The sequence below is a fragment of the Gammaproteobacteria bacterium genome (assembly GCA_041395445.1).
In the GTDB taxonomy this organism is placed as follows: Bacteria; Pseudomonadota; Gammaproteobacteria; order Xanthomonadales; family Marinicellaceae; genus NORP309.
On record JAWLAO010000011.1, the window covers coordinates 14417 to 33784 of the forward strand.

A 19368-nucleotide genomic window follows, 5' to 3' on the forward strand; every position below is an offset into this window, starting at 1 on the left:
AATGTTAAAAACAGTGTTTTTCTAGACATTAAGGTAGTTTTTATGCAAAATCAGTTCTTTTAAAGGCATTTTAGCGTCACATACTCTGAATTTATGTTGAAAGTTTCTGTTATAAACGGTCCAAATTTGAATCTTTTGGGAAAAAGAGAACCGGAAATTTATGGTTCACAAACTTTAGAGGATATAAAGACCGATTTGACGGAGTTTACAGCAAAACATTCAATAAGTGATATTGAATTAGAGTTTTTTCAATCTAATAGGGAATATGAGATAATTGAAAAAATACAATCTTTGTTAGGTGAAAAAAATCACTGGATGATCTTTAATCCGGCAGCGTTTACACACACCAGCGTAGCAATCAGGGATGCTTTGTTAGCCACGCAAATACCTTTTATTGAGGTGCATCTGTCAAATATTTTTGCACGCGAAGAATTCAGACATAAAAGCTGGTTTTCAGATATTGCCAAAGGCACTATTACAGGGCTTGGAGCTAGCGGATACAGGCTGGCGTTAGAATACATTATCGAATCAAATAACAAATAATCAATCGGGGACACCGCATGGATATCAGAAAAATCAAAAAACTTATCGAGCTGTTGGAAAGTTCGTCTTTAGCAGAAATGGAAATTCATGAAGGAAAAGAGTCAGTCAGGCTTTCAAGACATTCACAAAGCGTTGCCACTGCGCAACCCGTGTCCGTTGTTGCTCAGCCTGTTGCCACTGCAAAAGCAGCAGAATCAGCTCCTCTTGAAAATACCGAAAACAGTAACGAATCATCGGTTCGAGAAGAAAGTGGGCACATCCAACGTAGTCCGATGGTTGGCACATATTATGCATCTTCATCTCCTGAAGCCGATCCTTTTGTCAAAGTTGGACAAAAAGTTAAAGTGGGCGACACTCTTTGCATTGTCGAAGCAATGAAAATGTTTAATCAAATCGAGTCAGAGTTTAGTGGCACAGTGACTAAGATTCTGGTGGAAAATGGTCAACCCATTGAGTTTGATGAACCATTGTTTGTAATTAGTTAGGTTGTTGCCATGTTTTCAAAAGTAGTCATCGCCAATCGTGGCGAAATCGCACTCCGGATACTGCGTGCCTGCCATACAATGGGAATCAAAACTGTTGCCGTTCATTCCACCGCTGACAGAAACCAAAAGCACGTCGGTATGGCAGATGAATCTGTTTGTATCGGTCCTCCGCCATCGCTTAACAGCTATTTGGACATGCCAAAAATCATTGCCGCAGCCGAAGTTACAGATGCTGAAGCAATTCATCCGGGTTATGGATTTCTTGCTGAAAATGCGGATTTTGCTGAAAGAGTTGAGAAATCAGGGTTCACTTTCATTGGTCCTCGAGCAGAAACCATCCGTTTGATGGGAGACAAGGTTGCTGCTATCGAAGCCATGCGTTCAGCCGGTGTTCCTTGTGTTCCCGGCTCTGACGGACCATTAACTGATGATGTTGAAAGAAATCTGAAAATTGCCAAAAAAATTGGCTACCCGATAATTATTAAAGCAGCAGCCGGCGGTGGTGGTCGTGGTATGCGAGTGGTTCACACCGAGGCAGCATTGAATAACGCCATCAAAATGACCCAAACTGAAGCTGCTGCTGCTTTCGGGGACGGTACGGTTTATATGGAAAAATACTTGCAGAATCCAAGGCACATTGAGATTCAAGTGCTTTCTGATAAACATGGAAATGCGATTCATTTGGGCGAAAGGGATTGTTCCATGCAACGTCGTCATCAAAAAGTGGTTGAGGAAGCTCCGGCTCCCGGAATCACTGAGGAAGAACGCCAAAAAATTGGATCTGTTTGTGTTGAAGCTTGTAAACGTATCCGATATGAAGGCGCAGGTACTTTTGAGTTTTTGTACGATGAAGGTGAATTTTACTTTATCGAGATGAATACTCGGATTCAGGTGGAACATCCGGTCACTGAAGCAATCACTGGTGTTGATTTAATCAAACAACAGTTACTGATTGCAGCCGGTGAAAAACTAGCCATCAAACAAAGTGATATTGTCCTCACAGGACATGCGATTGAATGCCGGATCAACGCTGAAGACCCCAAAACTTTTATGCCAAGTCCCGGTACAATTGATGTGTTTCATGCACCGGGCGGTCCCGGTGTGAGAGTGGATTCACACGTTTATGACGGATATAAAGTTCCTCCGAATTACGACTCAATGATTGGCAAGATTATTGTTCGTGGCGAAGACCGTAACACAACCATTAAACGTATGAGGTTGGCATTAGCAGAAACGGTAGTTTCCGGAATTAAAACCAACATTCCTTTGCAACAAACAATCATGTACGATCGAGGGTTTGTAGAGGGTGGCAAGAATATCCACTATCTGGAAAAATTACTGGAGAAGGATAAATAAAGTGGATTATGACTATTTTGAGATAAAAATTCCTTGTCAGAACAACGAAGTTGACGAAATTGAGGAATTTTTATTCTCATTAGGTTCTTGCTCGGTAACTTTTGAAGACGCTGAAGATGTCGCCATTCTTGAACCGGCTCCGGGTGAAATGCCATTGTGGCAAGACATTGAAATGACCGGTATGTTCACTACTGATTATGATGAAAATCAAATCTGTGAAGCTGTCGAAAAGCAATATTCTCGCAATGCAAAAATCAAGCGGCTGCAAAATCAACAATGGGAAAGAACATGGCTGGAACATTTCAAACCCATGAAATTCGGAGAAAACACCTGGATTATTCCCAGCGAGTTTAAAGCCGAAGATGAAAAAGCCGTCAATATTTTTCTCGATCCCGGTTTAGCTTTTGGTACAGGGACTCATGCCACAACCGCATTGTGTTTGGACTGGATTGATAATAACAATCTTGAGAATTTGAACGTGATTGATTTTGGTTGCGGCTCAGGAATCCTTGCAATTGCAGCTCTCAAACACGGAGCGAAAAGAGCTCTTTGTACAGATATTGATCCTCAGGCAATCACTGCGACACTTGATAACGCTAAAAAAAATCACGTCAAAGATGGAATTGAAATCATTCAACCGGGTAATTTTGAAGATGTAAAAAATCAGGATGTAATTTTAGCCAATATTCTGGCAAAACCATTGATGACTCTTGTTGATACATTTTATACCATGCTTGCCAGCGGCGGACACTTAATTATGTCGGGCATTCTGGCAGAACAAGCTGATGAAATAGTTGAAAAATTTAGTCCCTCATTTGTTGACTTTCAAGTGAATTTTAAAGATGATTGGGCTTCAGTTTATGCCCGAAGAAAATAAGGGTTATTGTTAATTATTTCGGATTTATCAGATGTTTACTCAATGCAGGGGTTGCGGAGAAATTTTTAAAGTGAGTGTTGACGAGCTGGTGGCAGCGGCGGCAATGGTTCGTTGCAGCTCGTGTGGCACGGTTTTTAATGCTTTAGACACTTTGTCCGAATATAAACCGCAACATTCACAGGATTTGATTTTACATGAAAATGATAATCCGCCACCGTTACTCACACATGAGTTCAAAAAAAGCATCGTTAAAGAGAAAATCACTCCTTCAAACGATAAAATTTCCGCAACACAGGATCTCTTTGAGCAGGATTCTGATGAGTCTGAAACCCTCAATATTAAACCTGAGTTTGTAGTTGATGACAAACCTGAAAAGAAATCATCGTGGTTCTTGGTGCTTTTAACCTTACTGGGTCTTGGTGGATTAGCTTGGCAAACCAACGCCGCGTTGGAAAACGGCAGCTTGCAACTGCCTGAAGGCACTCTTAAACAAAAGGTTTGCGAATACGTTAACTGCTACAGCGAATCCAAACCGAAGATTTATCCAATTTTGTTCTGGTCTCCAGAAGCATCCGTCGACATGGCGGGCGTGACAATGCGTTAGTTATAACCACGGGAATTATGAATAATTCTAATGAAACTTTGGATTTCCCGGCACTGCAAGTCAAAATGTCTAACTTACACGGAGATGTTGTGGCGATGCGAAGATTTCTTCCACACGAATATCTGGACGAAGCTACTATTTCCAAAGGAATGATTTCTCAGGTTTTGATACCTGTGAGTTTGGAGTTACAAAGTCCCGGCAAAAATGCAGTAACTTTCGAAGTCGGATTTACTCCAACCTATGGTGCAGAATAATGACCAGCGTCACCGACAAGTATAATTTGCAAGATTTCACCCGCAAAATGCTAAGGCGTTACCTCAAGCAGTTGGACGGACATCAGGCAAGAAAATTATACGATATTTTCATCAATGAAGCGGAAAAAGGCATTATTCTGGAAGTGATGGAATTCACCAAAAATAACCACACCAAATGCTCAGAAATCCTTGGTATCACCCGAACCACGCTGAGAAACAAGATTAGAAAGCACAAATTGTAAATATACTTTTTCCTCATTTAGCAAAGGCGTTATAATACTACGCCATTCTTTATCCAAACAAACAATCACAATGTCAACGACTCAAAATAGAATTTCTGTCAGGCGTGCACTTATCAGTGTTTCCGATAAAACCAACCTCAATCAACTAGCTGCTGGCTTGAATGAACTGGGTGTTGAAATGCTTTCAACCGGAGGCACGGCAAAATACCTCAAGCAACTCGGCTATGAAGTGACCGAAGTTTCAGATTACACGGGGTATCCGGAAATGATGGATGGACGAATCAAAACTCTGCATCCGAAAATTCACGGAGCTTTGCTCGGAAGAACCGGAACGGATGATGAAGTAATGCAACAAAACGGCATTGAAGCGATTGATTTGTTGGTTGTGAATCTTTATCCGTTTGAGCAAACCATTAGCAATCAAAACGTCACTCTTGATCAAGCCATTGAGAATATCGACATTGGTGGGCCGGCAATGGTTAGAGCCGCCTCTAAGAATCATGACAGAGTGACAGTCTTGGTTGATCCGGATGATTACGAAGAGTTTATCGACGAGATGACGACCTATTCCGGCATTTCACACGCAAACCGACACATTTTGGCAGCAAAAGCATTTGCTCACACAGCCCGATATGATGGACTTATCGCTAACTATTTGTCATCAACGAAAGATACCGGCGATAAAAATGATTTTCCTCGTTTTTTAACCACTCAATACCGTCATGCAGCTCATTTGCGTTATGGTGAAAATCCTCATCAAAAAGCAGCTTTCTACGTGGATAAAAATCCTCAATCCGGCACTATCGGAGCTACCAAACAAATTCAGGGAAAAGCACTCAGTTATAACAACATTGCCGATGCCGATGCCGCATTGGAATGCGTGAAAGAATTTGACGGAACTCCGGCTTGTGTCATTATCAAACATGCAAACCCTTGCGGAGTGGCGCTCGAATCAAATCTTGAATTGGCCTACTTAAAAGCATTTTCAACCGATCCGACCTCAGCGTTTGGCGGAGTCATTGCATTTAATGAAAAAGTGAATGAGCAATTGGCAACCACTATTTTGGAAAAGCAATTTGTTGAAGTGATTATTGCTCCGGAGTTTAGTAAAAATGCACTTGAAATCTTTTCAGGCAAGAAAAACCTAAGAGTTCTTGAGTGTGGCTACTGGCAAACGGATGAACAGCATTGGTTAATGTACAAACGTGTCAATGGCGGAATGCTGGTGCAAGATGCCGACACTTTGCAATTAAAAGACGAAGATTTGACAGTTGTTAGTAAACTTCAGCCAACCGAACAACAACTCGAAGACATGAAATTCACATGGAAAATCGCCAAAAGAGTGAAATCCAATGCGATTGTTTATGGAAAAGATTTAATGACGATTGGTGTCGGTGCCGGGCAAATGAGCCGTGTTATGAGCGCTCGTATTGCCAATATTAAAGCCCATGATGCCGGTCTGAAAGTATCGGGTTCTGTGATGGCGTCGGATGCATTTTTCCCGTTCAGAGACGGAATTGACGAAGCTGCCGCCAGCGGAATTGCTGCTGTCATTCAACCCGGTGGCTCGATTCGAGACCAAGAAGTGATTGATGCCGCTAACGAACACAACATGGTTATGATTTTCACCGGCATTCGCCATTTCAACCACTAAAGAGAGCGATTATGCAAAACAAGGTATTAGTTATTGGTTCAGGTGGAAGAGAACATGCTTTAGCATGGAGACTGAGTCTATCGACAACTGTCAGTCAGGTTTTTGTCGCTCCGGGAAATCACGGAACTGCCAGAGAAAAAAATATTAAAAATGTAGATATTGACATTAATAACTTCAGAGTAATCATTACTTTTTGTAAAGACAATAATATTGATTTAGTTGTCGTGGGTCCCGAACAACCACTTTGCGATGGCATTGTTGATTCGTTGACTAATGCCGGTATTAACTGTTTTGGACCAACGGCTGATGCCGCTCAACTCGAAGGTTCAAAAACTTTCAGTAAAGAGTTTTTGCAGAAAAACAATATCCCGACAGCCGCTTATGAAAGCTTTACCAATCAGGACAAAGCCATTGATTATTTGCAAAAACAGAATCAATATCCGATTGTTATCAAGGCTGATGGCTTGGCTGCCGGAAAAGGAGTGGTAATTGCCGAAAATTTCAATCAGGCACATGACGCCGTCGCCGATATGCTTTCAAGCAATGTCTTTGGTGAAGCGGGTCATCGAATCATTATTGAGGAATTTTTACAAGGTGAAGAAGCCTCTTTCATTGTGATTTCAGATGGTGAGAACTTCATGCCAATGGCAACATCACAAGATCATAAAGCCAGAGATGATGGAGACAAAGGGCCCAACACCGGCGGAATGGGGGCCTACTCTCCGGCTCCTGTTGTTACAGATGAAGTTTTCCAAAAAACTATTGATTTAATTATCAAACCGACGATTCGTGGAATGAAACAACAAGGAACTCCATTCGTTGGGTTTCTCTATGCAGGCCTAATGATTGATAAAAATAACAACCCCAAAGTTCTTGAATTCAACGTCCGATTTGGCGACCCTGAAACTCAACCAATCATGATGAGACTCCAAAGCAATCTGGATGAGCTTTGTCTGGCTGCAATCAAAGGACAATTGGATCAATGCAAGGTTAACTGGAATCATCAAGCCTGTTTAGGTGTCGTTTTAGCTGAAAAAGGGTATCCCAATCATTATGAAAAAGGCTCTGAAATCTTGGGGTTAGAAAGTATTTCCCAAGACTCGTGTAAGGTTTTCCATGCCGGAACTGCTGAAAAAAGTGGCAAAATAGTGACTAATGGCGGACGTGTATTGTGTGTTTGTGCCCTTGCAGATACCATTAAAAATGCGCAGGAATCTGCATATAAATGTGTCGATAAAATCAATTGGAAAAGCAAGTACAATCGAACAGATATTGGCTTTAAAGCTATCAAAAGCGAGCGAAGTTAGACCTGTTGCATACTTACAACAAATTAGGGAAAAGCTTTAGTGATGTTTACATTAATTGACAAACTGTTGTATTTTTGTCATTATTTCCTCCTGATGAGGGTGATAAAATTACCAGTGTTTAAATATTTAAGAAACTTAATAAGTTGAAAAAGAAACTTTTCCAAAAAATAGCAGCGTTTTCCGTTCTGATAGGAACAGCTTGTTCGTCGTCGGCTTTTATGCTGTCACCGTCTCGCTATTCTCTGTCGAATCAATCCAATGCTTCAGCTGTTGATTTGAAAGGTTCTATGTATTTGGGTCAATGGCGTGAACAGATTTCATCACGATTAAATCCTAGTTATTTTGGCGACTTATCAAGATTGGGAAGCAGTTATATTTCAGTCTATAACACCGTAAGTGAGAATATTATAAGTGATTATAATTTAACCAGAGCCTTTATATCTGTGCCGGTTTTTGAAGACTATAACAATTTTTCCCTTCTTGGTAATGGTGAAATTTCATTTTTATTTTCTAATGAAACCGTTCAGGCAACGTCTTTTACAATTCAACAAATTTCAGATCAATATTTTTCTGGTCTCGCTCAGGGTTCAAGAAAAAGCAGCTATTCTCCAATCGTAGAGCAGCAGTTTTATGCACCGGGATATGTATATTCCAGTGACTACAACTCTTTCGGAATTTCGGCAGTTCTTGTGCAACAACGCTTTCTCGATAACTCTTTCGGCTCGGTAACAGTTGCCGATACCGATTCTTACTCGTTATCTAATGATGAGTCATTTTCCAGAACCAATAAAGGCACCGGATATCAATTGAGATACTCACAGAACCTGCCTTGGGGCATGAGTCTTGCTTTCGGGTATCAGAGCCGTGTTCACATGAACGAGTTTGATTTATATGGACAACAATACTCTGATTCCGGTGATTTCGATATTCCCAAAAATACCTCAGTTGCTTTAAATATGCCAATTGGACAATCTAATAATTTGTCTTTTTCTGCAAAAAACATTGCCTACAGTAGTATCGACACCAATCGCCAAACTGTTGACAGTTACGGCTATTCACAGCAGTTTCTAAATGTTTTTAATGGTATTTTCAGTCCAATTTTCAAACTGGATGATTTAACGGTTTATTCTGTCAGTTATGATAAAATGGTTCATTCAAACTTATCACTCAACTTCACTGTTACATCCAGACAACAAGCTCCTGCTACAGCTAAAGTCTTGAATGATATTCTTAAAAATGACACAGCAGCATTGAGTTATAAGATAAGTCTTTCAAAAGCTCTTATTGGTGGAGAGTTTAATCTTTCAGCGAGTTATGCCAATAAACCAATTCTGGTTGGTCAAACTGATTTTGGACGGGTCAACCGATTTTCTGCAGGAGATCATATCGAAGGTGTGATGTCTTGGAGTGTTCAATTCTAAAGTAATCTCGCCTCATTCAATAGATAGCAATTCTTTGAACACTGCTATAGAATGAAAACATTGCGCTAACAAATAAAATAATCACATGAACGTACTTTCCAGTTGGTTTAAAAGAAATTTTGATAATCCTCAAGTAGTGATTTTAATCAGTTTGTTAATCACATTATTCGCAGTGATTATATTCCTTGGTAAACCACTTGCGCCTTTTTTAAGTAGCGTAGTTCTCGCATATTTACTGGAAAGTGTGGTTTTACGTCTGGAAAAACTCAGAGTTCCAAGAATTTTATCCGTACTCATTGTGTTTTTATTATTCGTGGCTTTATTGATGTTTTTTATATTTTGGGTGATTCCTGTATTAATTACTCAAATTTCGGAATTAGTTCAGCAACTTCCGACTTATCTTGGTACGGGATTAGAGTTCGTCCGTAAATTACATGAAAACTATCCCAATATCATCTCAGAAGAACAAGCAACTTCTCTAACTTCTACCATATCCACTGAACTGACCCAACTCGGACAAGGTGTATTAACCAAAACTGTTTCATCGGTTTTTAGTGTGATTTCAATTGGGATTTTTATCGTTTTGACACCAATCTTGGTGTTTTTTATGCTTAAAGACAAACAAAATATTATCAAATGGATTTCTAAATTCACCCCAAAAGATTCCAGTTTGACCATGTCAATTTGGAATGAAGTGGATGAGCAACTTGGAAATTATGTCAAAGGCAAAGTTATGGAAATTTTTATTGTCGGACTAGTGACATATATCGTCTTTATTCTATTTAACCTCAAGTATTCAATATTATTAGCAACCTTAACCGGCTTTTCTGTTCTGATACCTTATATCGGAGCAGCATTGGTGACTGTGCCGATTGCTCTGGTTGCGTTCTTTCAGTTTGGTTGGACGCCTGATTTTGCCTGGATAATGGTTAGTTACGGCATTATTCAATTGCTTGACGGGAATGTCTTGGTACCTTGGTTATTCTCTGAAGTGAACAACCTCCATCCGGTTGCCATCATTCTGGCTGTGCTCTTCTTTGGAGGAATCTGGGGGTTTTGGGGTGTGTTCTTTGCTATTCCATTGGCAACAATGGTTAATGCGATTATCAACGCTTGGCCAAAGAAAGCAGAAACAGAAATCGCACTTGACTGAATATCAAGCTATTTAACTTGCCAGGTCAGTTGTAAGAATACTATCTAATTTACCGGATCGATCATGTTCGGATAAATCGTCATATCCGCCAACATGATAATCGCCAATAAAAATTTGAGGCACGGTGAAACGTCCTGATTTTTCAATCATTTCTTGTTTGAGAGAAGGGTTTTTGTCAACTCTGATTTCCTCGAATTCGACCCCTTTTTGCTTCAGCAAATGCTTGGCAGCAAAACAGTAAGGGCAAAATAGTGTTCCATAAAGTACAACTTTAGACATTTATTATTCCGGTCATTTTTTGCGATATTGTAACCCGTGGAATGTTAAAAATTGTTTAAATCAAGGCAATTATTTAAAAATCTTCGATAAAGCCCAATACATCAAGGTTAAGTAATGGTCGCAACCACGGCTTATCAAGATTCGTTGGAAGATTCACCTCGTTTTCAATTCCGGTTTGTTTGTCTTTATACAACCCAAATAAAACAACCCACCACTCCATTCCGGCTCGTGTTGTTTTAATAATAAGCACATCTTCTTTTCTCAGTTTTTTACTGACAACAAACTTAACTGCATTTTGAGGGGTACTAACTCCAATCAATTGATGAGACCACAGCTTGGCATAAGGGTTGCTATCGACAGGTGTATAATTATTTTGTGGCTGCTTTTGAGATTGTGCTACAGGTTCTGTTGCTGATTGCTCGGTCTCAACTGCATCTTCAACAACTTCGTCTTTGTTTACGACTTCTTCACGGGGCAGAATTGCTGAATAGAAATCATCTTGTTTAACCTGTTCTGCGGATTCAAATTTCGGAATGTCTATCGTTTTAATCACAATGTTTGATGGAGCTTCCTTTTCATACTTTTCAACGAGTTCGGCAGCCTTTTCATTAGCCTTTTGCTTTTCCGATTCAGGAGCGCAAACCCATTGTTTTGGTGTCGCATAACAAACAATATCAATGTCTTCAGACTTTTTTTCTGCCGCTACAGAAAAAGCCCAGCCCCCAAATAAACAAATCAGAATTTTTAACTCTGACAGTTTTCTATTGCCTGTAAAATATCTTTTTCGCATACATTTGTTTGGATATAAGATTCCCCAATATCTTTCATTAGAATTAACCTATGAGTGTTTCCTTTTACTTTTTTGTCCAATCTCATCAGTTCAACTAATTTTTCCGGATTAATGCTTTTAGGAATAGTGTCCTGCAATTCAAATTTAGCCATCAACGCACGAACATCATCTATCAGTCTCTGGTTCGATTTTTCCATTATAACAGATAATTCAGCTGCCATTGCAATTCCGATTGCTACAGCTTCTCCATGAGTGTATTCCTTGTACTTAGTAAAAGTTTCGATGGCATGGGCAAAGGTATGACCTAAATTCAATAAGGCGCGAACTCCAAGCTCTTTTTCATCCTGTTGCACAATTTCGGTTTTAAATTGACAACATTGAGCAATCATTTCAGTCAAAGTTGATAAATCCTGCTGGTTAATTCTATCAGAATTTTCCTCCAGCCACTTTTTGAATTTCGGTTGATTGATGAAAGCATATTTGACAGTTTCACCTAAGCCGGATTTAAATTCTCTTGACGGCAAAGTTTTTAAAGTTGCGGTATTGATAATGACCGCTTTAGGTTGATGAAAGGCTCCAATCAGATTTTTACCCTTTGGGTGATTGATTCCGGTTTTGCCACCAACCGATGCATCAACCTGAGCCAAAAGACTGGTTGGAATTTGGATAAAATCAACACCTCTCATCCAGCTGGCAGCAGCAAAACCCGTGATGTCACAAACCACACCACCGCCCAAACTCACCAATAAATCCGAGCGATTGAAATTTTTTTCAGCTAAAAAATCAAGAATGCCACGCCATGAATCCAAGTTTTTGTACTCTTCTCCATCTGCCAAAATATGCGGAAAAACACCAGAACAATATTTAGATAATTCTTTGCTAACACCTTCAAGATATAAAGGAGTCACTTTATCATTGGAAATCAGAGCCACTTTACGCCCTCTTAGAATCTCCTTAACCGAAGTTAAATCGAAACAACTGTCATTAATTATTATTGGATAGCTACTTCCAGTTAAGGTGATATTTACGATTGTTGATTGCATGTGACCATTATCCCCAATTCCACATCTAAAACAATCACGAATCAAGCAAAGGTTTCAAATAGTGCTTCATAATGATGGAAGCCATTCGATATGCGGATTGGTGACCGGTCTTGACTTTGACAGTTGCAATCGAGTCATATAGCGGATTACGAACCTTGGCTAAAGCCTTGAGCTTTTTTCTTCTGTCACTTCCTTGCAATAACGGCCTTTTTTTATCCTTTCGCAATCGCAACAATTGCTGATTGATATCTGTTTAAATAAATAACAACCGAACCACTTTGCAGAATTAATAAATTTTCTCCCTCCTAACAATAATTCCACCACCGGTTGCAATGATTGAAGGAGGTGTTTTTCCAAAAAGATCAGACAGCATTGTCGTCTCACGCTTACGAAACCCCTCTTCTTGCTCAATTTCAAAATGATATTGACACTCACACCACATCTTTTCTCTAATTCCTCATCAACATCGTAGAAATCCATCTCCAATTTATTTGCTAGAATCGACCCAACCGTGGACTTCCCTGCACCCATAGGTCCAACTAGAATGATGTGTTTATTTTTTGCGAATTCCACAAATATCCATATTCAATAAGATACAAAAGCTCAGCATGAAATTTTAACTAACTATATTGCTTTAGAAGTTTTCAGTGATAATATGTCATCTGTTTGCTTACATTGATTTATGAAACAAGATTACATTAGATATACAAGGGTTAAGAGCTATATCAGTGTTACTTCTCGTCTTTTTGCTCATGCCAATTGGCAGCTTTTTCTGGTGGCTTTGTGAGTTGATATTTTTTTTGTGATTTCAGGCTATGTCATCTCATTTATTGTTATTATTAAAAGATTATAAAGCATCTGAAACAATTTATTTGATCGATTTTATGCTAGAAGATTGCAGACTATTACCTGCTTTGATAGTAGTTATCATTTCTACAGCAATAGCAACATTAATAATTCTACCGCCTGTAGTACAAGTTTTCATACTATGATAGTGCGATAAGTGCGATTTTCTGGTTTAGTAATATTTTATAGTTTTAGTGAAATAAACTACTTTTCGCCAATTGCAGATAAAGAACCTATATGCATACATAGTATCTTTGGGCGTTGAAGAACAGTTTTATTTATTATGGCCGTTGGTAGTATTATTTGGGCTGGCTCGTTTAAGAAAAAGAAGTTATCTTATCATTTTCATCTCAACAGTAATTGTATCATCAATTGTGTTACAGTATTATTTTACAAAAGACTCTAGCAATCTTGCTTTCTATATGATGCCAGCTAGAGCTTGGCAATTTGGCTTAGGTTGTTTAGTTGCTATTTTTCATTTTAGTAAACCGCAAAGTAATGTCTTTGACCCTAAGTCATCAGTTATGGAACTTTCAACAATTATTGGCATAACTCTCATACTATTTACCGACTATGTTTGACTCCTCAATCCCCTTATCCAAATTGGCAGGTATTTATACCTTCATCCTTACTACTACTTTGCCAAATTATAGTGGTAGTTATAGTGGATTTGGAAAGTTATTATCACTTAAACCTTTAGTGCTCCTCGGAAATATTTCTTATTCTTTTTATCTTTGGCATTGATTATTTTGGTTTTTAGCGAAAAATTGCAAAAGTACTATCATTTTATGCACCCTGTTTTTGCTTTTGTCTTAACCATCCTATTGTCTATAGCGACATATCAATTCATTGAACAACCAATTAGGAGAAGTGTGAAGATAAAGGCTAGAGCAAAACTAACTATAATTTTTTCACTACTAATTATGTTATTAGTAGCCAGCTTGTTATATTTATTAAAAAAAGTATCTGAGAAACTTTGAGTCTGATCCCAGACAAAGTGAAATTGTAAGAGTGATGAATAAACTGCCTATAGTTTATGATGATGGTTGTGATGACTGGTATCACTCCTCTGATTTAAAACTGTGTTTATGGAAATCTAAATTCAGAGAAAAGAGTTGTTGTTTTTGGCGATAGCATTTCCTATTGCAATGGTTTCCTACAATTAAAGAGTATTATGAGAGAAATTCATGGAAAATAATAGTTTTTACAAAGTCAGGCTAACTGATTATTAACAGACCTTTTTTTTTATTACAGAATCAGAGCAGAATACACAAGCGTAGATTTGGAGAAATTCGGTCTTGGAAGAAATAAAGACAAAAACCCAGCTTAGTAATTATTTACAACTCAACAACATACCCATTTGGAAAAGATGATTGGATAAATGGAAGCAAAGAAATAATTGATGAATTGTTATTATTTTCAGATGAAATTAAGATAATTGCAGGAACCCCAGAAATGAGCTTTAGTCCAATTATTTATGTTTGATGGAAGCAGATTGTTATCAAGAGTTCTCCAAAATCAGTCTGGATATCTGTTCATGAGATGATTGAAAGTGAAACATGGGATTGGCAAAATGAAATATCAATGAGTTATAAGGATGTCGATTTTATTAATATGGAAGATATCGTTTGTCCAAAAAAGCATTGTTATGCAGTCAATGATAATACGATTGTTTTCAGAGATCATATTCATCTATCTGTCGATTTCGTAAAAAGATGAAACTTTCGGTCTGGGATAAATTCAATAAAAATAGGTAAATGCAACAATTTGTGTCAATTTATTGTAATTTTAATTATTCCATATTTTAAGAAATAGACCACACTTTTTCCTGAAAAATGTATTGTAACTAAAATTCGAGTCCGTTGAACATAAGCATTAAACGTCACTTATTATATTATTGTTTACGTTAATGTAACAAATAATTTTTTGAGGTGTCAGAATGTTTGGTTCAGTTAATAAAACTACTAGTTTTACTTTAATAGAGTTGATGATTGTTATTGCAATCATTGGTATTTTAATGGCTTATGCTATTCCTGCATACAGAGATTATGCAACCCGACAAAGAAAAGAGTGCCTTTCAATGATGAGTTCAGCGAAAGCAGCAATTTCAGAATTATGGAATACAGAAAATAATTTGGCTGTGGTTACAAATAATGCTACAGCTTTTCTAGCTGCCGCAAATACAATTACAGGACCAAATGTTACAAGTGTTACTGTATCTGCGGGAGGTGTTGTAACTTGTTTAATAGGTGGTACGGATTCTGCTATAGTTGGCTCAAATATTATTTTGAGACCAACCCCAGGTGTGGGAAGTTTGACTTGGGTATGTACAACCAACATCCCAGATCCAGCACACAAACCAGGGGTTGTTTGTAATGACAATAATTGTCATTTTCTTGGATAGATTTTTTACAAAAGGAAAATATCGGTTGATTTTGTGGTGATGAAATTCTCAAATAGTATAAAATATACAAATGTACCTTTGTATTTGAGTGCTGAAGGATTTACTCTAACAATCAAAGGACGGAAAGAAGGTTTTTACGAGGTGACTCCAGACCCTTCTTAAAATCAAAATTATTTTTTTAGAGAGGTAAATAAAATGAAAACAACAAGGTTTTACTCTGATTGAGTTAATGATTGTTATTTAGATTATCGGTATTTTGATGGCTTATGCAATTCCTGCATATCGTGATTATTCAACTCGTACTAAAGCAGGTGAGTGCTTAGCTATTATGGCTGGTGGAAAGGTATCCAGATGTCCTCGAGCGTTGGAGTGCTACTAACTCATTGGCTTTGATAACGAATAACGCAACTGCATTCATGAGTGCAGCAAATACTATTACTGGACCTAATGTAACGAGTGTTACTGTGTCAGCTGGTGGAGTATTAACATGCTTGATTGGTGGTACTGATCCGGATATTTCAGGTGCTAATATAGTTTTAACTCCTACGGACGCTGGAGGAAGTTTGACTTGGGCATGTACTACAACTATAGTTGATCCTGCACATAAACCAGGTGGATGTGTATAAATATAGCTTAATTCAGTATTATATTTTTACTCATTGATTTTAAAACCCACAGATTTGTTTGTGGGTTTTTTTTAACTTAGTATTAACTCTAATTAGATACAACACCAATTGTATGAGATACTACATATTAGTAATTTGTACTGTATCATTAACAATATTTTCTTATTTTCCTGGACTTTTAGGGGGTTATTTGTTTGATGATTTGCCAAACCTCAGGAATATTGAAATATATTCCAACTGAGGGTGTTGATGCACTCATAAGTGATACATATTAAGTTATGATGCCGGACCTCTGAAAAGACCTGTTTCCACGCTTTCTTTCTTGCTCAATACTACAACTCTGACTGTAAATGCATTTTCTTTTAAGGTTTTCAACTTATTTATACATCTAATAAATGGAGTTCTACTGTATCTGGTGACATATAAAATAATTGCACTTAATACAGATAAAGAATCATTTGCCAGAAATGTGGCTTTAATAACTATGGCATTTTGGCTACTTCATCCTTACTTTGTTTCTACAACTTTATATGTAATCCAAAGAATGGCTATGTTGCCAACCAGTTTTGTATTGCTGGGTTTGTTTTTTTATTTGAAAGGAAGAGATGAGAAGTACAAAAATAGCAAGAAGTCATATTTTTATATATTTAGGGCTATATGTTTGTACTTTCTGGCAACATTAAGCAAAGAAAACGGTATTATACTACCGTTTTTATAGATATGCTAATTGAGTTTTTGGTTCTAAACAAAACAACTCTTTAACATGAACAAGTTGCGTAGAGGTCATATTCATTCTGCCTTTGGTTGTTATTGTACTCGGTTTTGCTATTTTGTTTAACAATATTCTCTCCGGATACTCTGAGAGACTTACACTTATAGAAAGGCTGATGACGGAACTCGCATTCTTGTTTATTATTTATATAATTTATTTTTCCCCAGCTATTTTAGAGGGTGTATTCTTTGATGGAGTTGAAATATCCAAGTCTTTAATCAATCCAATAACAACTATTTTTTCAATTATTTTTATATTACTAATCGTATCCTCGGTATTAATAAGAAAAAATATCCACTGATAGCTTTCTCAGTTCTATTTTATTTTGTCTCACATGTTTTAGAATCCAGTTTTATTCCGCTTGAGTTGGCATTTGAGCACAGAAATTATTTGCCTGCATTGTTTATATTTCTTCCAGTTGCAATTTTCATCTATAAGAAATTAATAAATATTATTTGAACCATATTGCTGTTATTCAATTATAATCATATTGTCATCTTTAACATATAAAAGAACCAATATGTGGTCTGATACTACAGAACTAATGCTAGCAACTCAAGAAAAATATCCAAATTCTATTCGTGCTATAGATGAGATGGTTAGATATCACTATATGAACAGGAATACAAACCTCGCCATAGAGTTATTGGAGGACTCTATCAAGAGACATAGAGACATTTCTTTGAGAGTGAATCTGATTAATCTTAAATGTATGGATAGTAGCATAAAAAAAGAAGACTTCTCCCAGTTGAATAATTACATCAGACAAAATAGAGTTACAAAACATGATGCTGCATCAATTTATGGGTTGTTAGAAGTATTATACAATGATGATTGTTCCTAATATTGGATATTACCAATGAATCTGGAGAACTTATTAAACACTCTGGATAATTCTAATGGAATTAAATTAATAAGGTCAGAAATGTAGTTAACAAATTTAAAATTCTATTTTCCCTGAAAATGAATTTGAGAAAGTTTATCCATTATTATCAATAAAGTACTTGGATGATTATGCTTTTTTTGCAGATGTTATTAATTTACCAATATTTATATAGAAAAAGAATCAGCATGATTATGCCAATTTGGTCATTTTAAAGTTAGAAGAAATGCTAAAACAATTTAGGTTTAGGTATACTGATAGGGATTATATAAATGAAGTTTGTTTAATGAAAAAAATTACCGAAAGACAGAATATATCGATAATAATTCCTGCAAAGAATGAATCACAGGGTTTTACTTCTTTATTGCCTGATTTAGTCAAAATAAAAAAGTTTCAGAAATAATTGTTGTAACGATGGCTCTACTGATAATACAGAACCAGTTTGTCTGGAAAATAATATAAATGTAGTTAACCACCCTTACTCTAAGGGAATGGTGCGCTATTAAAACAGGTGTGAGAAATGCAAAAGGCGATGTTCTGATTTTCATGGATGCCGATGGTCAACATCGTGTTGAAGATGTTAAAAAGTTAATTGATGAATATAACTCTGGTCACTATGACATGATTGTTGGTGCCAGAGATAGTAAATCTCAGGCATCACTGACAAGATTGTTTGGCAATGGCTTGTATAATCGCATTGCATCATACATGACGGGACATAAAATTGAAGATTTAACATCTGGATTAAGAATTGTGAATGCCAAAAAGTTTAGTTTTTGTATTTACTACCTAATGGTTTTTCTTATCCAACAACGATTACCATGGCGTTTTCAGGGCCGGATTTTCTGTTAAATATATGCCAATTTTTACACCAAAGGAAAGGTAAAGTTTCATGATCAATCTATTAAAAGATGGCTCTCGCTTTTTTCTGATAATTTTTAAAATAGGGACTCTTTATTCTCCCTTGAAACTATTCTTCCCGGCTAGTTTGTTAACATTTATTATGGGGCTGGATATTATATTTATACCTATTTTACTGATGGCAGGTTTACCAATATGGGTGTTTTACTTTTAGCACCTCTTGATCATAATCTTCTTGATGGGGTTAATATCAGAACAATTACGAATCTAATGCATCGCTCTGAGGAAGATGAATCAAACTTCGAAACAAAATTATAATGAATTCACCTAAAGTTGTAATAATTCTCATGGTGGCGATAATAGTAATCAAGCAAAGTAGAGTTTGTTTGACTGGAAGAAAGCAAGATAAAAACACTTTCTCTAACACCTAGCTCTCCTGGGGTTCCTGAATGATAAATCCAGCAAGCCAAGCACAATGCATAAATAGCAATACAAGATGTTGCTACTAGATTTTGCACTTCTAACACTTGATACCAGAAAACAAATGACTCCTATACAGATAAAATACACCAAATAATAAACTTGAGAAAGCTGAATAGTTTTGACTAGCCGACGATTCCTACTATAAAAATGTAATAAAAATAAAAAATAACTGGATATTATTCCAACTCTTATGAGTATTAATAATAATTAAAATTGAACATAATATTGCAGAAATGATCAGAGAAAACGCCTCAAAAACTGTTCTTGAATAACGATTTATGTGAAATACCGTTGTGAAGCGGATGCTTGTCTATTTACATAATGAAAAATATTCCCTGGAAGATATTTGTATATCTGACTTTTAAATAAACTGAGACAACTGCTGTATTTATTATTTCATTTTCAAGAAAGTTCAATATGCACTTCCAACTATTGGCTAGTATTAATAACAAGAATACATAAATAATTGAACAAAATAAGATGGT

22 protein-coding genes are annotated in these 19368 nt (G+C 37.0%); 18 read left to right on the forward strand and 4 right to left on the reverse strand.

Features of this window, described 5'->3' with window-relative positions; genetic code table 11:
- Window positions 1-93: 93 nt before the first annotated feature.
- From aroQ to R3F25_13155, 11 genes are all read left to right on the forward strand, one after another.
- A complete protein-coding gene (gene aroQ, locus R3F25_13105) occupies window positions 94-543 on the forward strand; it encodes a type II 3-dehydroquinate dehydratase (GenBank protein MEZ5497736.1) in 450 nt (149 codons plus the stop codon).
- Between the two features lie 17 nt (window positions 544-560).
- A complete protein-coding gene (gene accB / locus R3F25_13110; protein MEZ5497737.1) occupies window positions 561-1028 on the forward strand; it encodes an acetyl-CoA carboxylase biotin carboxyl carrier protein in 468 nt (155 codons plus the stop codon).
- A gap of 9 nt (window positions 1029-1037) precedes the next feature.
- A complete protein-coding gene (gene accC / locus R3F25_13115; protein MEZ5497738.1) occupies window positions 1038-2384 on the forward strand; it encodes an acetyl-CoA carboxylase biotin carboxylase subunit in 1347 nt (448 codons plus the stop codon).
- A 1-nt stretch (window position 2385) separates the two neighbouring features.
- Window positions 2386-3261: a 50S ribosomal protein L11 methyltransferase gene (gene prmA, locus R3F25_13120; GenBank protein MEZ5497739.1), complete on the forward strand. Its 876-nt coding sequence runs from the start codon at window positions 2386-2388 to the stop codon at window positions 3259-3261.
- A gap of 31 nt (window positions 3262-3292) precedes the next feature.
- Complete coding sequence (locus tag R3F25_13125) at window positions 3293-3865, forward strand: zinc-ribbon domain-containing protein (protein ID MEZ5497740.1); 573 nt, start codon at window positions 3293-3295, stop codon at window positions 3863-3865.
- A complete protein-coding gene (locus tag R3F25_13130; GenBank protein MEZ5497741.1) occupies window positions 3832-4119 on the forward strand; it encodes a DUF3426 domain-containing protein in 288 nt (95 codons plus the stop codon). The genes R3F25_13125 and R3F25_13130 overlap by 34 nt, the downstream gene beginning before the upstream one ends.
- Window positions 4119-4361, forward strand: coding sequence for a helix-turn-helix domain-containing protein (locus tag R3F25_13135; GenBank protein MEZ5497742.1), 243 nt, complete (start codon window positions 4119-4121; stop codon window positions 4359-4361). Before R3F25_13130 ends, R3F25_13135 begins: the two co-directional genes overlap by 1 nt.
- A gap of 70 nt (window positions 4362-4431) precedes the next feature.
- Window positions 4432-6015, forward strand: a complete 1584-nt coding sequence (gene purH, locus R3F25_13140; GenBank protein ID MEZ5497743.1) for a bifunctional phosphoribosylaminoimidazolecarboxamide formyltransferase/IMP cyclohydrolase — start codon at window positions 4432-4434, stop codon at window positions 6013-6015.
- Window positions 6016-6026: 11 nt separating this feature from the next.
- On the forward strand, window positions 6027-7322 hold the full coding sequence (purD, locus tag R3F25_13145; GenBank protein MEZ5497744.1) for a phosphoribosylamine--glycine ligase: 1296 nt from the start codon (window positions 6027-6029) through the stop codon (window positions 7320-7322).
- A gap of 143 nt (window positions 7323-7465) precedes the next feature.
- Window positions 7466-8743, forward strand: a complete 1278-nt coding sequence (locus R3F25_13150) for a hypothetical protein (GenBank protein ID MEZ5497745.1) — start codon at window positions 7466-7468, stop codon at window positions 8741-8743.
- 85 nt (window positions 8744-8828) lie between these two features.
- Window positions 8829-9896, forward strand: a complete 1068-nt coding sequence (locus R3F25_13155; protein ID MEZ5497746.1) for an AI-2E family transporter — start codon at window positions 8829-8831, stop codon at window positions 9894-9896.
- A gap of 12 nt (window positions 9897-9908) precedes the next feature.
- Here R3F25_13155 and grxC read toward each other — a convergent pair whose 3' ends face one another.
- The 4 genes from grxC to R3F25_13175 form a co-directional block, all read right to left on the reverse strand.
- Window positions 9909-10175, reverse strand: coding sequence for a glutaredoxin 3 (gene grxC / locus R3F25_13160; GenBank protein MEZ5497747.1), 267 nt, complete (start codon window positions 10173-10175; stop codon window positions 9909-9911).
- Between the two features lie 73 nt (window positions 10176-10248).
- Complete coding sequence (locus tag R3F25_13165; protein MEZ5497748.1) at window positions 10249-10965, reverse strand: hypothetical protein; 717 nt, start codon at window positions 10963-10965, stop codon at window positions 10249-10251.
- Window positions 10920-12008, reverse strand: a complete 1089-nt coding sequence (gene aroB, locus R3F25_13170; protein ID MEZ5497749.1) for a 3-dehydroquinate synthase — start codon at window positions 12006-12008, stop codon at window positions 10920-10922. The genes R3F25_13165 and aroB overlap by 46 nt, the downstream gene beginning before the upstream one ends.
- Before the next feature lie 34 nt (window positions 12009-12042).
- The gene (locus R3F25_13175; protein MEZ5497750.1) at window positions 12043-12255 is read right to left on the reverse strand and encodes a shikimate kinase; all 213 of its coding nucleotides are present in this window, start codon (window positions 12253-12255) and stop codon (window positions 12043-12045) included.
- Window positions 12256-13108: 853 nt separating this feature from the next.
- Here R3F25_13175 and R3F25_13180 point away from each other — a divergent pair.
- The 7 genes from R3F25_13180 to R3F25_13210 all read left to right on the forward strand — a co-directional run bounded on the left by R3F25_13180 (window position 13109) and on the right by R3F25_13210 (window position 18391).
- Complete coding sequence (locus tag R3F25_13180) at window positions 13109-13435, forward strand: hypothetical protein (GenBank protein MEZ5497751.1); 327 nt, start codon at window positions 13109-13111, stop codon at window positions 13433-13435.
- 946 nt (window positions 13436-14381) lie between these two features.
- Window positions 14382-14573: a hypothetical protein gene (locus tag R3F25_13185; GenBank protein ID MEZ5497752.1), complete on the forward strand. Its 192-nt coding sequence runs from the start codon at window positions 14382-14384 to the stop codon at window positions 14571-14573.
- A 220-nt stretch (window positions 14574-14793) separates the two neighbouring features.
- Window positions 14794-15258: a pilin gene (locus R3F25_13190; GenBank protein MEZ5497753.1), complete on the forward strand. Its 465-nt coding sequence runs from the start codon at window positions 14794-14796 to the stop codon at window positions 15256-15258.
- A 335-nt stretch (window positions 15259-15593) separates the two neighbouring features.
- On the forward strand, window positions 15594-15884 hold the full coding sequence (locus R3F25_13195; GenBank protein MEZ5497754.1) for a pilin: 291 nt from the start codon (window positions 15594-15596) through the stop codon (window positions 15882-15884).
- A gap of 415 nt (window positions 15885-16299) precedes the next feature.
- Window positions 16300-16602: a hypothetical protein gene (locus tag R3F25_13200; GenBank protein MEZ5497755.1), complete on the forward strand. Its 303-nt coding sequence runs from the start codon at window positions 16300-16302 to the stop codon at window positions 16600-16602.
- Window positions 16603-17200: 598 nt separating this feature from the next.
- Complete coding sequence (locus tag R3F25_13205; GenBank protein ID MEZ5497756.1) at window positions 17201-17500, forward strand: hypothetical protein; 300 nt, start codon at window positions 17201-17203, stop codon at window positions 17498-17500.
- Between the two features lie 552 nt (window positions 17501-18052).
- The gene (locus R3F25_13210) at window positions 18053-18391 is read left to right on the forward strand and encodes a glycosyltransferase family 2 protein (protein ID MEZ5497757.1); all 339 of its coding nucleotides are present in this window, start codon (window positions 18053-18055) and stop codon (window positions 18389-18391) included.
- Window positions 18392-19368: the final 977 nt, after the last annotated feature.